Annotated in this window: 16 protein-coding genes, 1 tRNA gene and 1 pseudogene; all 18 read right to left on the bottom strand. The window is 61.5% G+C overall.

Annotation, left to right across the window (positions count from 1 at the left end):
- Positions 1 to 234: 234 nt before the first annotated feature.
- The gene (locus J3P81_RS06715) at positions 235 to 378 is read right to left on the bottom strand and encodes a DUF7706 family protein (RefSeq protein ID WP_434562782.1); all 144 of its coding nucleotides are present in this window, start codon (positions 376 to 378) and stop codon (positions 235 to 237) included.
- Between the two features lie 174 nt (positions 379 to 552).
- A complete protein-coding gene (locus tag J3P81_RS06720) occupies positions 553 to 816 on the bottom strand; it encodes a hypothetical protein (RefSeq protein ID WP_434562784.1) in 264 nt (87 codons plus the stop codon).
- Complete coding sequence (locus J3P81_RS06725; protein ID WP_434562786.1) at positions 816 to 1,094, bottom strand: hypothetical protein; 279 nt, start codon at positions 1,092 to 1,094, stop codon at positions 816 to 818. The genes J3P81_RS06720 and J3P81_RS06725 overlap by 1 nt, the downstream gene beginning before the upstream one ends.
- A 163-nt stretch (positions 1,095 to 1,257) precedes the next feature.
- The gene (locus J3P81_RS06730; protein WP_434562788.1) at positions 1,258 to 1,470 is read right to left on the bottom strand and encodes a hypothetical protein; all 213 of its coding nucleotides are present in this window, start codon (positions 1,468 to 1,470) and stop codon (positions 1,258 to 1,260) included.
- 109 nt (positions 1,471 to 1,579) lie between these two features.
- Positions 1,580 to 2,383: a BRO-N domain-containing protein gene (locus tag J3P81_RS06735; RefSeq protein ID WP_434562790.1), complete on the bottom strand. Its 804-nt coding sequence runs from the start codon at positions 2,381 to 2,383 to the stop codon at positions 1,580 to 1,582.
- Positions 2,384 to 2,455: 72 nt separating this feature from the next.
- Positions 2,456 to 2,662: a hypothetical protein gene (locus J3P81_RS06740; RefSeq protein WP_434562792.1), complete on the bottom strand. Its 207-nt coding sequence runs from the start codon at positions 2,660 to 2,662 to the stop codon at positions 2,456 to 2,458.
- On the bottom strand, positions 2,659 to 2,817 hold the full coding sequence (locus J3P81_RS06745) for a hypothetical protein (RefSeq protein ID WP_434562794.1): 159 nt from the start codon (positions 2,815 to 2,817) through the stop codon (positions 2,659 to 2,661). Before J3P81_RS06745 ends, J3P81_RS06740 begins: the two co-directional genes overlap by 4 nt.
- A 1,063-nt stretch (positions 2,818 to 3,880) precedes the next feature.
- Positions 3,881 to 3,954, bottom strand: a tRNA-Gly gene (locus J3P81_RS06750).
- Positions 3,955 to 4,102: 148 nt separating this feature from the next.
- Positions 4,103 to 4,987: an alpha/beta fold hydrolase gene (locus J3P81_RS06755; protein ID WP_420766731.1), complete on the bottom strand. Its 885-nt coding sequence runs from the start codon at positions 4,985 to 4,987 to the stop codon at positions 4,103 to 4,105.
- A gap of 309 nt (positions 4,988 to 5,296) precedes the next feature.
- Positions 5,297 to 5,989 (bottom strand): pseudouridine synthase, encoded by a 693-nt coding sequence (locus J3P81_RS06760; protein ID WP_434562796.1) that lies wholly within the window; start codon positions 5,987 to 5,989, stop codon positions 5,297 to 5,299.
- 33 nt (positions 5,990 to 6,022) lie between these two features.
- Positions 6,023 to 6,241, bottom strand: coding sequence for a cysteine-rich CWC family protein (locus J3P81_RS06765; protein WP_420766729.1), 219 nt, complete (start codon positions 6,239 to 6,241; stop codon positions 6,023 to 6,025).
- Positions 6,234 to 6,851 (bottom strand): annotated as a pseudogene (locus J3P81_RS06770) (GGDEF domain-containing protein); the annotation flags it as partial. The pseudogene J3P81_RS06770 and the gene J3P81_RS06765, both read right to left, overlap by 8 nt.
- 245 nt (positions 6,852 to 7,096) lie before the next feature.
- Positions 7,097 to 8,881 (bottom strand): allophanate hydrolase, encoded by a 1,785-nt coding sequence (atzF, locus tag J3P81_RS06775; RefSeq protein ID WP_434562798.1) that lies wholly within the window; start codon positions 8,879 to 8,881, stop codon positions 7,097 to 7,099.
- A 22-nt stretch (positions 8,882 to 8,903) separates the two neighbouring features.
- A complete protein-coding gene (gene uca, locus J3P81_RS06780; protein WP_434562800.1) occupies positions 8,904 to 12,533 on the bottom strand; it encodes an urea carboxylase in 3,630 nt (1,209 codons plus the stop codon).
- A 303-nt stretch (positions 12,534 to 12,836) separates the two neighbouring features.
- Positions 12,837 to 13,478, bottom strand: coding sequence for an urea amidolyase associated protein UAAP2 (locus J3P81_RS06785; protein ID WP_420766726.1), 642 nt, complete (start codon positions 13,476 to 13,478; stop codon positions 12,837 to 12,839).
- 11 nt (positions 13,479 to 13,489) lie between these two features.
- Positions 13,490 to 14,215: an urea amidolyase associated protein UAAP1 gene (locus J3P81_RS06790; protein WP_434562802.1), complete on the bottom strand. Its 726-nt coding sequence runs from the start codon at positions 14,213 to 14,215 to the stop codon at positions 13,490 to 13,492.
- A gap of 13 nt (positions 14,216 to 14,228) precedes the next feature.
- On the bottom strand, positions 14,229 to 15,017 hold the full coding sequence (locus J3P81_RS06795) for an ABC transporter ATP-binding protein (protein ID WP_420766724.1): 789 nt from the start codon (positions 15,015 to 15,017) through the stop codon (positions 14,229 to 14,231).
- Entirely contained in the window at positions 15,014 to 15,829 is an 816-nt protein-coding gene (locus J3P81_RS06800; RefSeq protein ID WP_434562804.1) for an ABC transporter permease, read from the bottom strand. The genes J3P81_RS06795 and J3P81_RS06800 overlap by 4 nt, the downstream gene beginning before the upstream one ends.
- Positions 15,830 to 15,841: the final 12 nt, after the last annotated feature.

Below are 15,841 nucleotides of genomic sequence, written 5' to 3' on the forward strand. Positions count from 1 at the left end.
GGTCGAGCGTTACCGGCGCGTGATCGCAGAGATCGATCGTCTGTACAAAGTCACGCACCAGGCGTGGCGTGAACAGCTAGGCGGCAACCTCACGGCGCTACATCTGCTCCAGCAAGTAATGACTGAAGAGCGTGGTCGCTTACCTGCGGTCATAGATGACGTATCCCGCCCATAAAAAAGGCTCCTAATCTGTCTGCAGGTAGGAGCCTTATAAGCATTGCCGAACCGGAGTGGTTATTGCGGATCGTAGCCGGAGCGCGATAGGACGTTCTGCAGCTTATCGACGGCCTGTTTAACGAGATGGGCCTCATCTTCGTTGGCTGCGTGGCTGTTGAATTCGAACCAGCCGACGCGCTTCACAAATTGCGCGAGGGCCATGGTTTCAGATCCTGTCAAAAACTCGCTTTCAGTGGACCTGCCTGAGGTTGTTAGGCTTATTGCGTTTCGGTCCAGGCTACCCGGTGTCTCGGTCATGTGCGGTGCTCCCTTGGATAAAGAAGGGAAGGCTATCGCCCTTACCGCAGGCTTACCTATACGGTAAGTCGGTGGCAATCATTGCTCATGTTCCTGGCGCCGCGCCGTGGCCGCATTGTCAAAGAGCACATACAGCGCCTCGATGCTCGCCGGGTTTAACGCTTTCACGGTTTCGACGCCCATAACAAAGCCTTCGGCGCGGTCACTGGCGCGAAACAGCTCTTCCGCCGTGTGCGCCTGTTGGATGCGCTCCAGCAGATTTAGGGCTCGCGCCCGGACCTCAGCCGGCAGAGCCAGCGCGGCCAAGGGGTCGTTGGATGCGTGAACGTCACGACCGCTCATCACAACCACCCGTCTTGGCGGCCCGCGTTCACGCGCTGGGTGAACTCGCGGGCCTGCTCAGGGGTTAGCGCGCCGGTCACCATCAAGCCGCAGAGAAAGCCTCGCAGCTTGTCTTGCGTGCGGGGCATGCCGGCATAGTTCAGCGCTTCCTCGCGAAAGTTCTCCACCTCAGGCCGCAGCAGCGGCCACGGGGCACCGACACCTGCCACGGCGATCAGGTCATTAAAAAACCGGTGCAGCGTCTCAATGGCGGCCGGATCCTGCAGAGGCTCATACATGAATCACATCCTTTTGAGTGATTATCCCCCACGGCGTAAACCACTTGGGGGGTATGGCTAAGTAGTGTAGGGGGCTCTGGTTGCTGTGCCCGATAAAAAAGGCCTCCACACCTGGCTTGGGTGTGGGGCCTGTTGAACATAAACGGTGTTCCTCGAACTGTTACTAATTCCGACTGGCACGACCCAGCGCGATGGCTGCGGCCACATGGCCACTGCTGCCGCGTGCGCAGGCGTTCATCTCCTTGATTAGCACATCAACCACTTGCGCACCCCCGACCTCGCCAAGCCCCTGGAGAACAGCCACATGGCCTGATGAACCTCTTCCGCACGCGGCCAGTTCTTTGATCAAAGCATCTATTCCTTGCTGCACTGCCATAGAGTTAACTCCTTTGTGTTGTGATGATGGCTCATTGTAGCCACACCACTGATATCAGCGGGTTCCTTTCGGTTACCGGCGGATTACTCAGACGGTAAGGCAGCTTTCTTTATTGCGCCTGGATTAGCACCGGCTTCCTGAACACCCAGCATTTGGTCGTCGTTTTACGCAAGGTGCTGTCCACCGCCTTCATCCCCAAAAACTGCGGCTCGGCGCAACGCTTCAAAGCGTTAGTAACCTCAGTGCTGACGACGGTCTGGATACCGTTCGCGGCAAACAGTTCGACCAGGTGCGGCATGTTCACGCCGATCAGCTGCGGATCCTTCGAGTGGTTGTAGGCGATGCCCTTGGAGTCCAGCTGCAAGAGCGCGGCCCAGAAGTCGGCAACGATGTCGGCCTGGGGAGGCTCGACGCTGCCGATGGAATCTAGGTCAGGGATCGGCAGGTCCATTGCGGTGGAAAGCTTGGAGATCTCCACGCCGAGCAAGTCACGCACCGTCCGGTTGCGGGTGCGCATCAATTCCTTCACCAGCCCAAGGCGATGCTTCGACATGCTAATTTGTTGGTTGACCGTGAGCTTTTCGCCGAGGGAGTAGCTACCGGTTTTGCGGAGTGACGGGAGCACGTCATGGGTTACCCAGCGCTTGAACCGTTTAGCCGCCGGCTTTCTGCTTTTGAGAATCGCCGAATAAAGTCCCGCCTCGTTAATGATGGTCATTTCCTGCTCACCACCAAGGGTACGCACATTGCGCGTACCCTTTTCGTCATCATCAAGGTGTCGGGTCATGTCACTCGCGATACGGTATTCCAAAACTGAAGCAACGTCCGAGGCCACAAACCAGGCCTCACTATTATCATCGCTAACAACCCGGACAGCCTGCGTTTCGAATTCAAATAGGGCTGGTGCCTTCATGTCTGTATCTCTATTCAATTAGTTTTATTAGGGGTGCGAAGGGTATCGGTACAACCGATACCCTTTAATGCTTCAGATACGGCGTGGGTTGCTGTTTGCAGAGCGAATCACCCCATCCAGATCGGTGCAGATCCTGTCCAGGAAGCCTGCCAGCATTTGGGGGTGATAGAGCCCTGGCTCGCTGGCCATCTGAGCGAGCGCATGCACCAGGGCAAGCGAATCCCGCACCCGTTCCAAATCAAACAGATCCGCATCGCTGAGGCCGTAGGGCTGTCTCATAGGGCACCGCCGTGCGTTTCCAGAACGCGCACATGGTGCATGTGATGGTTGTAGCGCTTGAGGCGAGTGGCGAGGGAGGAATTGGCGTGCAACGCGGCGAGGGCCATGCGGCGGTGGGCGAGTGCCCGGATTTTGGACGGAATAAGGGCGGTCATAGTGGAGCTCCGTTTACTGATAAGGAGCTGCCGCCAAACGTCGCCAAACGTTATGGGTGGCAGCTGTACGCAGGTTGGCGAACCGGGGTAAACGGAACCCGGCAGACCCGAAGGTCTCCCACGCACAGCCGCCATAACACAGAACATCAGGCACAAAAAAAGCGCCTGCTGTCGTGAAGGGGCGCTGTTGCGCCGTTTACTGATCGGGTCGCCAAACCCGGTCGCTGAATTGGCAGCGACGATCACAGCCTACTGAGGAAGGTAATACGGGTCAAGGATTCCTTTACCTGTTTTACCGCACTCGGGGTTGGCACAACGATAGTGCATCTGGCCAACGGGGCCGTCACGCGATGGCAGAAGCCGGACAGGCCGGCGCGCACCTGGTTGGGGCGCGACCGGTCGGGCAGGGTATGGCTTCACCTGGCGCGCGCCGTCGTCCCCCCGCCACGCCTGCGGGCTAAATCGGTCTTAATTTCTGCATGCCTGCAACCACCCTCAGACAGCGCCCGCTGGGCTTCTCCTGGGCGAGATGAGGCCGAGAAAACCCTACAGAACCCTGCACCCACCCTCTGTTTTACGAGCGCCCAGGAGCGATGCCTGAAGGCTCTTTTTTCAGGTGACCCACGGGAAACAAGTAATTTAGGTATGGAGGGGTAAGGAATCGGCTGGAGCCCGCGTGCGATGCGGTTTTGAGCACTTACTTCGCACTAGCTTTTTTGAGTAAGGAGGGAAGTAATTTTTTGCTAACTATTTGATTTATATAGATATTTTATTTTCGATTTCTGACCTAGGTAAAAGGTAATGTTATTACTAGATATTACTTAAATCTTACCTAATCAAAACCCTTACAAGCCTTGTATTTCCAAGCTTTCAAAGGGGGGAGGAAAAAACTTACCAAAAATACCAGTTTCCCGTGGGTCAACATAAAACGGGCATGGCTATAGGGGGAGGGCGGCGGCAGGTTCTTGCTCCCGCAGCTGCTTGCATACACGCAAACTGTCACCGGAACTGTCACCAAACACGGTGAGGCTCAAACGGATTCGTCTGGAGCCCTTGAAAATAGTGGAGCGGGTGAAGGGAATCGAACCCTCGTTATCAGCTTGGGAAGCTGGAGTAATGCCATTATACGACACCCGCTCAGAGCGGCTGACTTTGTACCAGATGTCGCCTTGGATTTGAAGTTTTTCTTTCCGGCCGGTCAGGTCATCCGTCTGCGCAAGCCTTAAAGCAGAGCGGTCGTCGCGGGCAAGCCTCGTTGTGGGAGGCTCGCTCGCGATGACTTTTTTCAGATAGCCAGTGCATGGTAGTCCTGCACATAGCTGTAGCGCGGTCGGCTTTCGTGGCGGGTCGGCTTGAGGAAGCCCAGCAACGCGTCGCGGCTGTCGCGGCAGGCGGCTTTGTGTTCCATGTCCAGGAAGTGGCCGGTCGCTTGCAACGTGGTGAAGCTGCTGTGCTGGACGTGGTCGGCGAAGAGCCTGGCGTCGGTTGCCGAGGTGTACTCGTCCCATTCGCCGTTCAGGAACAGCACCGGAACGTTGACCTTCCTGGCTGCGTTGACGTAGCACTGCTGGTCGCTGTGAAGCACGTCGTTGATGTGAAAGTGCATCTGTCCGTATTCATGCTCGGCCAGGTTGCTGACGTGGCGATAGTTGAAGCGCTTGAACAGGGGCGGCAGGTGCTTGCCGATGGTGCTGTTGACCAAATGTCCAACACGGTCGCCGTCCAGGCTGCTGAGGTAGTCGACACCGCGTTCCAGGTAGTCGCGCATCGGCATGTTGAGCACCGGTGAGAACGAGCTGATGACGGCTTTTTCGATGCGCCGCGGGCGGTGGGCCAGTGCCGTTAGCGCGGCCGCGCCGCCCCACGAAAAGGACAGCACGTGTTCGGCGGCGAAGTGGTCGATCAACTCCAGGAGGATCTGCCCTTCGATTTCCTTCGTGAGCATTTTCTCGTGACGGTTATGGGCCTTGGACTTGCCCGCGTAGGGCTGGTCGTACAGCACGACGTTGAATTGCGGGTAGAGGTTCTTGGCGGTCTGGGCAAACGACGCGGTGGTGGCCATCGAGCCGTTGACCAGGATGATGGTCTTTTGCGCGGCGTCTGCGCGATAGAACTCCGTGTAAACCCGATACTGACCCTGTATATCCAGCACAGCGATTTCTGGCCTCATGTCATAAGACTCCTGGCAAGCGGGTATGCGCGCAATGAGATTGCACGGGCAATGTGACAGGTAGGCATACGCCTGGAAGATAAGGCCCATGTCGATCCATGACATTCGGTCGACGGGTATTGTTATGGCGGGCAGTTTGCCGGAGGGATGGGGCGGAACCTGGGGGCTCCAGCCGGCAAAAAGTTTCTTAGAGGTATGAGGTGACTCGTCGGTCACATTTCGGCCGACGGTTTGATTCAAGCAGGGGGTCGAGCGTTGCGCAAGTGCTCTTTGAAAATTGTCCGGCACTTCTGCCCAGCGGTCGTTGGCTCAGACCAGGCAGATCTCCTCGGGGCCAAGGGCACGGTAGCGACCGGGCTCGAGATCCGAGTCCAGCACCAGGGGGCCCATGCTCTCGCGGTGCAGGCGCAGCACCTTGTTATTGAAGTGACCGAACATGCGCTTGACCTGGTGGTAGCGACCTTCAACGATGCTCAATCGCGCGGACTTCGGCCCTAGCAGCGTCAGTTGCGCCGGTTGCGTGGTCAGGCCTTCGAATCCGAAATACAGGCCTTTGGCAAAGGTGGGGGCGTACTCGGCGGTGAGGGGCTGCTCGGTCTCGACGTAGTAGACCTTCGGCAGTTTGGTTTGCGGTTGGGTCAGGCGCCGCGACCAACTGCCGTCGTTGGTGATCAGCATCAGCCCGGTGGTGTTGAAATCCAGGCGGCCGGCGATGTGCAAGTCGTCCTTGTCCGGCTCGTCCAGTAGATCGAGCACGGTGCGGTGCTGTGGATCGCGGGTGGCACTGACGCAGCCAGGCGGCTTGTGCAGCATGAAGTACCGCGCGGGTCGGCCTGCTTGCAATACGTCACCATCGACTTCGACGCGGCTGAACTCGCGCACCGGCGCGTGTGGGTCGGTGACGGTCTGGCCATCGATACGCACCCGACGCCCCACCAGGAGCAGGCGGACCTGCTGCCGATTGAAACGCGGCAGATTACTGAGGAAACGGTCAACGCGCATGGGACGTTCAGGCCAGGAAGCGGGGGCGCAATATTACGCGATCGGTCGCGGATTGGCGCGCAGCTGGTCGTCGACCTGAGCGCACCGTGGGCACAGGCAGGATTTGTTCCGTAGCTCGGCCGGCAATGCCAGGAGCACAGCCGGGTCGATGCTGACGCCATAGCACCAGCAGGCGCGGTCGGCGGTCCTCGGATCGGCGAGGGTGCAGTCGTTGGCGCCGCCGCAGGCCGGGCAATGGTCAGGTTCATTCATAGCTGGAGTGAGGCATATCCACGCAGGTTCGGTTGCTGCCGGTTTGTCGGGCGCGTTGCAGCGCATGATCGGCTCGGGACAGCAGGCTATGCAAGGTGTCTTTGTCCTGCAAGGTGGTCAGGCCGATGCTGACGGTGACCTGCAATTGTTTCCCGCTGCAAAAGTAGCGCTGCAACTCGATGCGCTGGCGAATTTTCTCAGCGATTTTCAGACCGTTCTGTCCATCGGTGTCCTTGAGTAGCATGACGAAGGCGTCTGTGCCCCACCGACACACGATGTCCGAGTGCCGCAATGTGTCGGTCAGGTCGTGGGCGAAACCGCTCAGCAATTGGTCGCTGACGACATGACCGTGGGTGGCATCCAGTTGTTTGAAAGCATCCACCTCCAGCAACAACGCGCTCAAGGGCTTGGGTTCTCGCTGGGCTTCGTGCAGTGCTTGCACCGCCAGCAGGTCGAAGCCCCGGCGATTGGGCAGTTCCGTCAGCCCATCCAGAATCGCTTGGGCGTCGATCCGGCGTTGGAAACTGGCGATCAGCCGATAAAGCATGACGAACACCGTCACCGTGACCAGTAGACCGATCAGGAGGTTGACGTACAACGCCTTGAGGATGTTGTCCTTGAGTGACGTGTTGGCGGCGTAATAAGCCAACAGCGAAGTCAGCAGGAAGGCGGCACCCAGCAAAACGGCGAGCATCAGCACCGGTGAGCGCTGGGAATACAGCGGCGAACGAAGCGACATGGCGATTCCTCAGGAGTGACCCGATGGAATCAGTTTAGTGGCCTTGTGAGAAAAGGAGCCCTTGGATTTGCGATTTGTGAAACGGTGGCGAGGGAGCGGACTCCCTCGCCACCGGTTCATCGCGATTCCAGGGTTCGCAAATAAGCCCGCCATCCGCCCAAATGGGTGATGTCCTGTGCGCCGTCCAGGCCATACGGCTCGCAGATGAAACCGCTTTCCCAGCGCCCGTCGGCCAATTGCACCTTGCCCAACCCAAGCGGTGCGGGGATACCGGTCAGGAACGAGCCAAGTTCACTGGTTGGCAGATCCCAGATCTCCACCTCGATCGCCATGCCTCCCTCGCCAACCCGAAGCATGCCGGGGCGCATTGGCGGGCCGCCGGCGAGGGCATAGAGCCGATAATCCGGCGAGCTTTGGCTGACCTCGACCAGCCGGGCCCCACGCTGCTTGAGTTGCCAATTCAACGCCAAACCCTCCAGGTGCGCGCCGCACACCACCAGCCGAGCCCGATCATGGCGCGCGGGATTGGCGGGGGTTGGCAAGTCATCCAGTTGCTGACGCTGCAAGGCGTCGGCCACGCCCAGCAGGTATTGATCGGTGAAGGCCCGGCCGAACAACGTCACGCCCCACGGCAAACCGCTGGCCATGAAGGCGCTGGGCACGGCGACGGCGGCGTAGTCCAGCAGGTTCATGAAGTTGGTGTAATAACCCAGTTCAGCGTTGCGCTGCAGCGGTTCGGCAGCGAGTTCGGCGAGGCTCACCGGGCGCCCGATGGTGGGGGTGAGCACGCAGTCGAGGGCTTCCATCGTTCGGTCGCACTGGGCCTTGAGCGCTTGCAAACGGTACTGGGCGCGAAAAGTTGCTACACCCGTTACGGTAGGCGCTTTCGCCAGCACGGCGCGGATGACCGGCAGTACCGCGCTGGAGTCGCGCTCGATCAGGTCCCCGGCAACGCTGTAGCGCTCGGCGACCCAAGGCCCCTCATACAGCAAGCGCGCCGCTTCGAGGAAGGGCGACAGGTCCAGCTCGACGACTTTGCCGCCCAGACGTTCGAGTCGCTCAATGGCGTCGCGGAACAACCGTGGGCCTTCGTCGCAGCCAAAAAATTCCAGGTCTTGCCAGCGAGGCACACCGAAACGAAAGCGCCCTGGCGCGCCGAACGCCGAGCCGTCGTTCCATTGCGGGTTGCGGCGGCTGTATTCGTCGCGCGGGTCGAAATGCGCGGTCAATGCCAACAGCTGGCTGGCTTCCCGCGCCGTCGCGGTGAAGGTCGTCACGCAGTCCAGCGTACGGCAGGCCGGCACCACGCCGGCGGTGGAAACCAAACCTTTGGTGGCTTTCAGCCCGACCAGATTGTTCAGCGCCGCGGGCACCCGGCCGGAGCCCGCGGTGTCGGTGCCCAAGGCAAAGCTTGCCACACCCAGGGCCACCGCCAGCGGCGAGCCGGCACTCGAGCCACCCGCCGGATAATCCGCCAGCACGCTGTTGCGGCAGGCACCGTAGGGGGTGCGGGTGCCGTTGAGCCCGGTGGCGAACTGATCGAGGTTGGTCTTGCCCAGGGGAACAGCGCCCAACGCCAGCAACTGCTCGACCACCGTGGCCGAACGTTGCGGTACGTAGGCAAACGCCGGGCAGGCGGCCGTGGTGGGAATGCCGGCCAGGTCAATGTTGTCCTTGATGGCGAACGGCACGCCATACAACGGCAAGCTGTCCAGGTCGCGACTTTCCAGGGCCGCCAGATAAGGCTCCAGCTCCTCGGGCGACAGCAGGTGAATGAACAGGTGGTAGTCCGGGTTGAGCGCAGCGGCTTTTTCCCGCAGGGCCAGCAGCAACTGGCGGGGTGTCGTTTCCCCTTTGCGATAGGCGTCGCGAAGGTTGTCCAGGCGCAGAGAAAGGTTCATCGCGTTAATCCTTTGATTGAGTTCAGTCACGTTCCAGCACCACGACACGCTGCCCTGCGCGCACCGCCGAACCGGGTTGGACGCGTACTTCACGTACCACGCCGGCCATGGGCGCAAGCACCGGGATCTCCATCTTCATGGACTCCAGAATGACCAGTACGTCACCGGCAGCAACTCGCGTACCCACCTGCACTTGGACTTGCCAGAGATTGCCGGCGATGTGGCTGTCGACGCTCAGTTGGCCCGCGCCCAGCAACGCATCTTCGCTCGGCGCGAGTGTCGGTTCCTCACTGTCGAAATGAGCCTGGCCGCTGGCGATCCAGCGCTCGCGCTCGGCGTTGAAGGCACGTTGTTGCTGCTGGCGGAATGCGCCGATGCTGTCCGCTTCCCGGGCCAGGAAATGCTGGTAGTGCGCGAGGTTGAGTTGGCTGTGCTCGATCTTGAGGTCGAAGCGGCCCAGCGGGAAATCCCGGCGGATGCGCAACAGCTCATCGGCGCTGACCGGGTAGAAGCGGATCTGGTCGAAGAACCGCAGCAACCAGGGCTTGCCATCGAACGCGGCGACGTCCCGATAACGATTCCACATCTGCAACGTGCGCCCGACGAACTGATAGCCGCCGGGACCCTCCATGCCGTACACGCACATGTAGGCGCCGCCGATGCCCACCGAGTTTTCCGCGGTCCAGGTCCGGGCCGGGTTGTATTTGGTGGTCACCAGGCGATGGCGCGGGTCCAGCGGGGTGGCGACCGGCGCGCCGAGGTAGACGTCTCCCAGCCCCATCACCAGGTAGCTGGCGTCAAACACCGTGCGCTGGACCTCGTCGAGGTTCGGCAGGTCATTGATGCGGCGGATGAACTCCAGGTTGCTTGGGCACCAAGGGGCGTCCTTGCGCACGGTGGTCATGTATTTTTCGATGGCCAATTGGCAGGCCGGATCGTCCCAGGACAGTGGCAGATGAACGATGCGCGACGGCACTTGAAGGTCTCGCGCGGCGCACACGGCGTCCCACTCGCCGGCAACGATTGCCAGCAGTTCGGCCAGCGGCAGTTGTTCGGGTTGGTAATGCACTTGCAGCGAACGGATGCCAGGCGTCAGGTCGATCACGCCGTGCAGGTGTTTTTGTTCCAGCGCCTGCATCAAGGCGTGGGCGCGAAAGCGCAGCACCAGGTCCAGTTCGGGTGCGCCGATTTCCAGCAACAGATGGGTGTCGCCGGACAGGCGTGCGACCAGGCGGGTATCGTCCTGGCCGATGTCCAATACCACAGGCGACACCATCCCCTGTGGGAGTGAGCCCGCTCGCGAAGAAGTCGACGCGGTGGTTGAACTGGCCCCTTCGCGAGCAGGCTCGCTCCCACATTGATCCCATTTCAATGCAAGGGAGCGGGCGGTCTTCAGATCCACCGGTACGAACCGCACCTTGTCCCCCGCCTTGAGCTGCCCCAACTGCCAGAGGTCCGCCTCGATCACCGTCACCGGGCAGACGAAGCCACCCAGGCTAGGGCCGTCGGGGCCGAGGATGACAGGCATGTCGCCGGTGAAGTCCACGGCGCCAATGGCGTAGGGATTGTCATGGATATTGGACGGGTGCAGGCCTGCTTCGCCGCCGTCGGCGCGCACCCATTGCGGCTTGGGCCCGATCAGTCGCACGCCGGTTCGGCTGGAGTTGAAATGCACTTCCCAGGAGGTATCGAAAAACGTCTGGATGTAGCGTTCGGTGAAATATTCCGGCGCGCCATGGGGGCCGTAGATCACCCGGATTTGCCGCACGGCTGGCAACAGCAGAGGCGGCTCGTCCACTGTCGGCAACACGGCGTGCTCATCCAGCGCAGCCAGGTGCAGCACATCGCCGGTACACAGCGCCCGTCCGCCATGGCCGCCAAACTGGCCGAGGGTGAAGGTGCTTTTGCTGCCGAGGTAATTCGGTACCTGCAAGCCACCTTGCAGGCACACATAGCTGCGCGCCCCGGCGCCGGTGATGGTGCCCAGGGCCAGAGTGGATCCGGGATTGATCGACAGCGGGGCGTTCATCGGCACCGCTTCGCCGTCCAGGGTCAGGGCAATTTGCGCACCGGTCACCGCCACCCGGGCGTTGCAATTGAAGCGCAGCACCGGCCCGCTCATGGTGATTTCCAGGGCCGCCGCGCCTTCGTCATTGCCCAGCAGGCGATTACCCAAGCGCTGCGAGCGGCTGTCCATCGGACCCGACGGCGGTACGCCCACGGCCCAATAACCGAGGCGGCCGGGGTAATCCTGCACGCTGGTCTGGGTGCCAGGGCTGAGCACTTCGAAGGTGTTGGCGCGATAGGCCAGGGTTTCCAGGCAGCGCGTCCAGGGCTGGCCGCCGGCGAAGGGCGCGTCGAGAAGAATTTGTTGCAGGTAGATGCGGTTGGTTTCCACGCCGTAGAGCAGGCTTTCGTCCAGCGCTTGATGCAATCCCAAGCGCGCCTGTTCACGGGTCGGCGCCCAGCGAATCACCTTGGCGATCATCGGGTCGAAATAGGGCGGGATCTGGCAGCCGGCCTCGACCCACGTGTCGATGCGCAGTTGTTGCCCGTCGGCGTGGGGGAATTTCACGGCGGTCAACAGGCCCGGGCTCGGCTGGAAATCCCGGCCCGGATCCTCGGCATACAGGCGCGCCTGGATCGCGTGGCCCTCGGCTTTCAGGCCCAGGCTCAGCTCGCTCAAGGGCGGCAGTTCGCCGGCGGCCAGTTGCACCATCCAGCGCACCAGGTCCACGCCCCATACCTGCTCGGTAACGCCGTGCTCCACTTGCAGGCGCGTGTTTACTTCCAGGAAGTAGAAGCGCCCGGCGTCGCTGTCGTAGACGAACTCCACGGTGCCCGCGCTGCGGTAGTTCACTGCCCGGGCCAGTTTGATCGCCGCTGCGCAGAGGGCGTCGGCCATGCCCTCGGGCAGGTTGGGCGCGGGCGTTTCTTCAATGACCTTCTGGTTGCGCCGCTGCACCGAACAGTCGCGCACGCCGAGGGCGATCACTTGGCCTTGGCCGTCGCCGAAGACCTGCACCTCCAGGTGCCGTGCCCGTTCGATGTATTTTTCGATGAACACGCCGGCGTCGCTGAAGTTGTTCTGTCCCAGGCGCTTGACCGCTTCGAAGGAATCGCTCAATTCGGCGGCGCTACGGCACACACGCATGCCAATCCCACCGCCGCCAGCCGTACTTTTCAGCATTACCGGGTAACCGACCTGCGTTCCGGCCAGCAGCGCGGCGTCGAGGCTGTCGAGCAGTTCGGTGCCTTCGAGCAGCGGCACGCCGTGCCGCTTGGCCAGGTCTCGGGCGGTGTGCTTGAGGCCGAACACCCGCAGTTGTTCCGGCGTGGGGCCGATGAAGGCGATACTGGCGGCCTCGCAGGCTTCGGCGAAAGCGGCGTTTTCCGAGAGGAAACCGTAGCCGGGATGAATCGCCTTCGCGCCGCTGCTTTTGGCGATTGCCAGGAGCTTATCCACCGCCAGGTAGGTGCCCGCCGCCGCGCCTTCGCCCAGGCAGTGGGCTTCGTCGGCCTGGAGGATGTGCAGGCTGGCTTCGTCCGCTTGGGAGTACACCGCGATGCCTTGGACATTCAGCTCGCGCAAGGTCCGCAGGACGCGGCAGGCAATAGCGCCACGGTTGGCGATGAGGATTTTTTCGAACATGGCATTGCCCCCTCAGGCATGGGTGCTGCCTGAACTGGGATGCGGGCCGTCCCGCAGTTTTCGATGGCCGCCGGGGTCGTCCCCGGCGGCAAATATCTCCGAACACCAATCCTCCCTTTGTGGGAGCGAGCCTGCTCGCGATAGCGGTGGTACATTCAACATCAATGTGACTGACAGACCGCTATCGCGAGCAGGCTCGCTCCCACAGGGGATTGGGGGGGTCGTAAAATTGTCTTTATTTAATGCACTGCCCCGACCGGCTCTGGCACAACGCGAACAGCCAGCGGCGCAGGCGCATGAGTTTCAGTTCCATATCAAAAGCTCCGCGGGCGTGGGGTTATAGGCGTTGCATGGGTTATTCAGCTGCGGGCAGTTGGAGATCAGGACGATCACGTCCATCTCGGCCCGTAGGTCGACGTATTTGCCCGGCGCCGAGATCCCGTCTTCGAAGGTCAGGCCGCCGTCGGCGGTCACCGGTACGTTCATGAAGAAATTGATGTTCGGCCCGATGTCGCCTTTACCGAGGCGGCCGTCGTGGGCGCAGGCTCGCAGGTAGTTATCGCGGCAGCTGTGCATGTAGCGTTTTTCCAGGGCGTAGCGCACGGTGTTGCTTTCCTGGGCGCAGGCGCCGCCGAGGGTGTCGTGACGTCCGCAGGTGTCTTCGATGATCGTCAGCATCGGTCGACCGAGGTTGGAGTACAGCACGCTGCCGGTACTTAGATAAACGCTGTTCTGCCGGCGCAGGGTGCGTTGCACGTCGTAGCGTTCCTTGGGGTTGGCCAGGCTGTAGAACAGCGTATCGACCGCCTGGTTGCCTTCCAGGTCCAGGATGCGCAGGGTCTGGCCGGCCTTGACCTCGGTCAGCCAGGGTTCCCCGGCGGGAATCGTGGCGCGGTAGACGGCGGTCTCGGCGTGCTTGTGTGCGGTGGCGATGGCGAGTGACATGGCGACGATCCTCAGGCGAACAGGCGGTCGGTATTGATGAAGCCCCGCTGGTTTTCCGGGCGCGAAAGGCGGCAGTGTTCGGCGACGCTGGGGTTGGCATTCATCCAGCTGAGCTTGAGCGGCTGCGGGGCGTATTGCGGGTTCGGGTCCATCGGGTGTTGCAATGCGGTCAGCACCACCAAGGTGTCCATTGGCGCGTACAACTCGATGTAGTCGCCCGCCTTGGAGTTGCCTTCCACGAAATGAAAGTGGCCGGCCTCGTCGACATCGACCCGGCTGAACAGGTTGAGGGTCATCAGCAGGTCGGACAGGCCCAGCCCCCATTTGCCCAGTTCCACCAACAGGTTGTCGGTGCCGTTGCGAAAGAAGCCGTTGCGCAGTTCCTGATAGCGGCCCTGGCCATATTTTTCATCGACTTCCTCGGCGCAGAGCACACCGCCCAGGCTGTCGCTCCAGCCGCAGGTGTCGACGGTGATCGCCGCCAATACCCGGCCCATGTCGGAATAAAGGCAATGGCCGGCGGTGAGCTTGGCGGTGTGTTGGCACTTGAGGCTGTCCGGCAGGTTCAGGCGTTCGGTTTTTTCATTGGCGTTGAGCAGCGTCAGGCTCACGTTGGCGCCGCCGCGAAGGTCGGTCAGGCGCAGCAGTTGGCCGCGCTTGAGCACGAAGGAACGGTGGCCGCCGCCGGGCAGAATCTCTTCAGCGAAGGGGGGAAACACTTGGATCGAATCGGTCATGGAAAAGCTCCTTTCAAGCGATACGCAGCGTGCCGGCCAGTTCGGCGGGCAGGGCGTCGACGGCGGCACGGGCGGTGCGACGGTCGCTGTTCAATGGAATGTCGTAGGTGATGCGTGCGCCATAGGCGCCAGGGGCATGTGGATCGACGCGGACCTTGTCGAACACCAGCAGGCGTGTGCCGAGGCTGAAACCTTCGGACAGATCATGGGTGACCATGAATACCGTCAGCCGGGTTTCGCGCCACAGTTCCAGCAGCAGGGCGTGCATGTCTTTGCGAATGCCCGGGTCGAGGGCGCCGAACGGTTCGTCCAGCAGCAGGACCCGGGGCTTCATGATCAACGCCTGGGCAATCGCCAGCCGTTGCTGCATGCCGCCGGAGAGCTGCGCCGGGTATTTGTCCAGCGCGTGGCCGAGGCCAACCTTGTCCAACAGTTGCGCAGCCTCTTCGCGAGCCTGGCGTTTGGCACTGCCGAACAAACGCCCCAGCAACGGCGAGCGCGGCAACTCCAGGCCCAGGGCGACATTGTCCAGCACCGTCAGGTGCGGGAACACCGAATAGCGCTGGAACACTACGCCCCGGCTGGCATCCGGCTCGCCCGCCAAGGGTTCGCCGTCCAGCAGGATCTGTCCGCGACTGGCGCGCTCCTGGCCGAGCAGCAAGCGCAGGAAAGTCGACTTGCCGCAACCCGATGCGCCCACCAAGGTGCAAAATTCACCCTCGGCGACGTTCAGGTTCAAGCGTTCCAGCACGACCTGATCGGCGTATTGCTGCCAGACATTGTTCACACAGATAAAACTCATGCCTTCGCTCCCTCGTACCAAGGAAACGCTCGACGGGTCAGGCGCTTGAGGCCCCAGTCCATCAGCCAGGCGAGCAGGGTGATCCACACCACGTACGGCAGGATCACGTCCATCGCCAAGTAACGACGCACCAGGAAAATCCGATAACCCAGCCCATCGGTGGACGCGATGGCTTCGGCGGCGATCAGAAACAGCCAGGCCGAACCCAGCATCAACCTCAGGGAGATCAGCAAGCGTGGCAGCAGTTGCGGCAGGACCACGCGCAAGATCAGAGTCCAGGTTGACGCGCCGAGGGTCTGGGCCTTGATCAGCAGCTCACGGGGAATCTCCCGGGCGCGCTGTTCCAAGTCCCGGGCCAGACACGGTGTGATGCCGATCACGATCAGCATCACTTTCGACAATTCCCCCAGGCCGAAGACGATGAAGAGGATCGGCAGAATCGCCAATGGCGGCACCATCGACACCACGGTGAGCAACGGTGAAAGCGGTGCGCCCAACAGCGGCAGCGTGCCAGCCGCGATGCCCAGGCACAGCCCGATCAGGGCGCTGATGCCCAGGCCGATCGCCAACCGGCGCAGGCTCGACGCGGTGTCTTGCCAGAGCAGGTAGTCGCCACTGCGCGCATCGGCGGTAAAGGCCAGGCGTTTCACCGCATCGGCCATCTGCCCGGCGCTGGGCAGCAGCTTGTCGTTGGGGTTGTCCGTCAACCGTTCGGCCGAGCCCATGAAGTAGGCGAACAGCACCAGCGCGAACGGCAGGATCACCAGCAACAAGCGGCTGGGACGGTCCGGGTAGCGGTTGATCAGGCGCATGCCAGCTCCTCC

Origin of the sequence: Pseudomonas sp. R1-6 (assembly GCF_051132115.1) — a bacterium.
Classification (GTDB): domain Bacteria; phylum Pseudomonadota; class Gammaproteobacteria; order Pseudomonadales; family Pseudomonadaceae; genus Aquipseudomonas.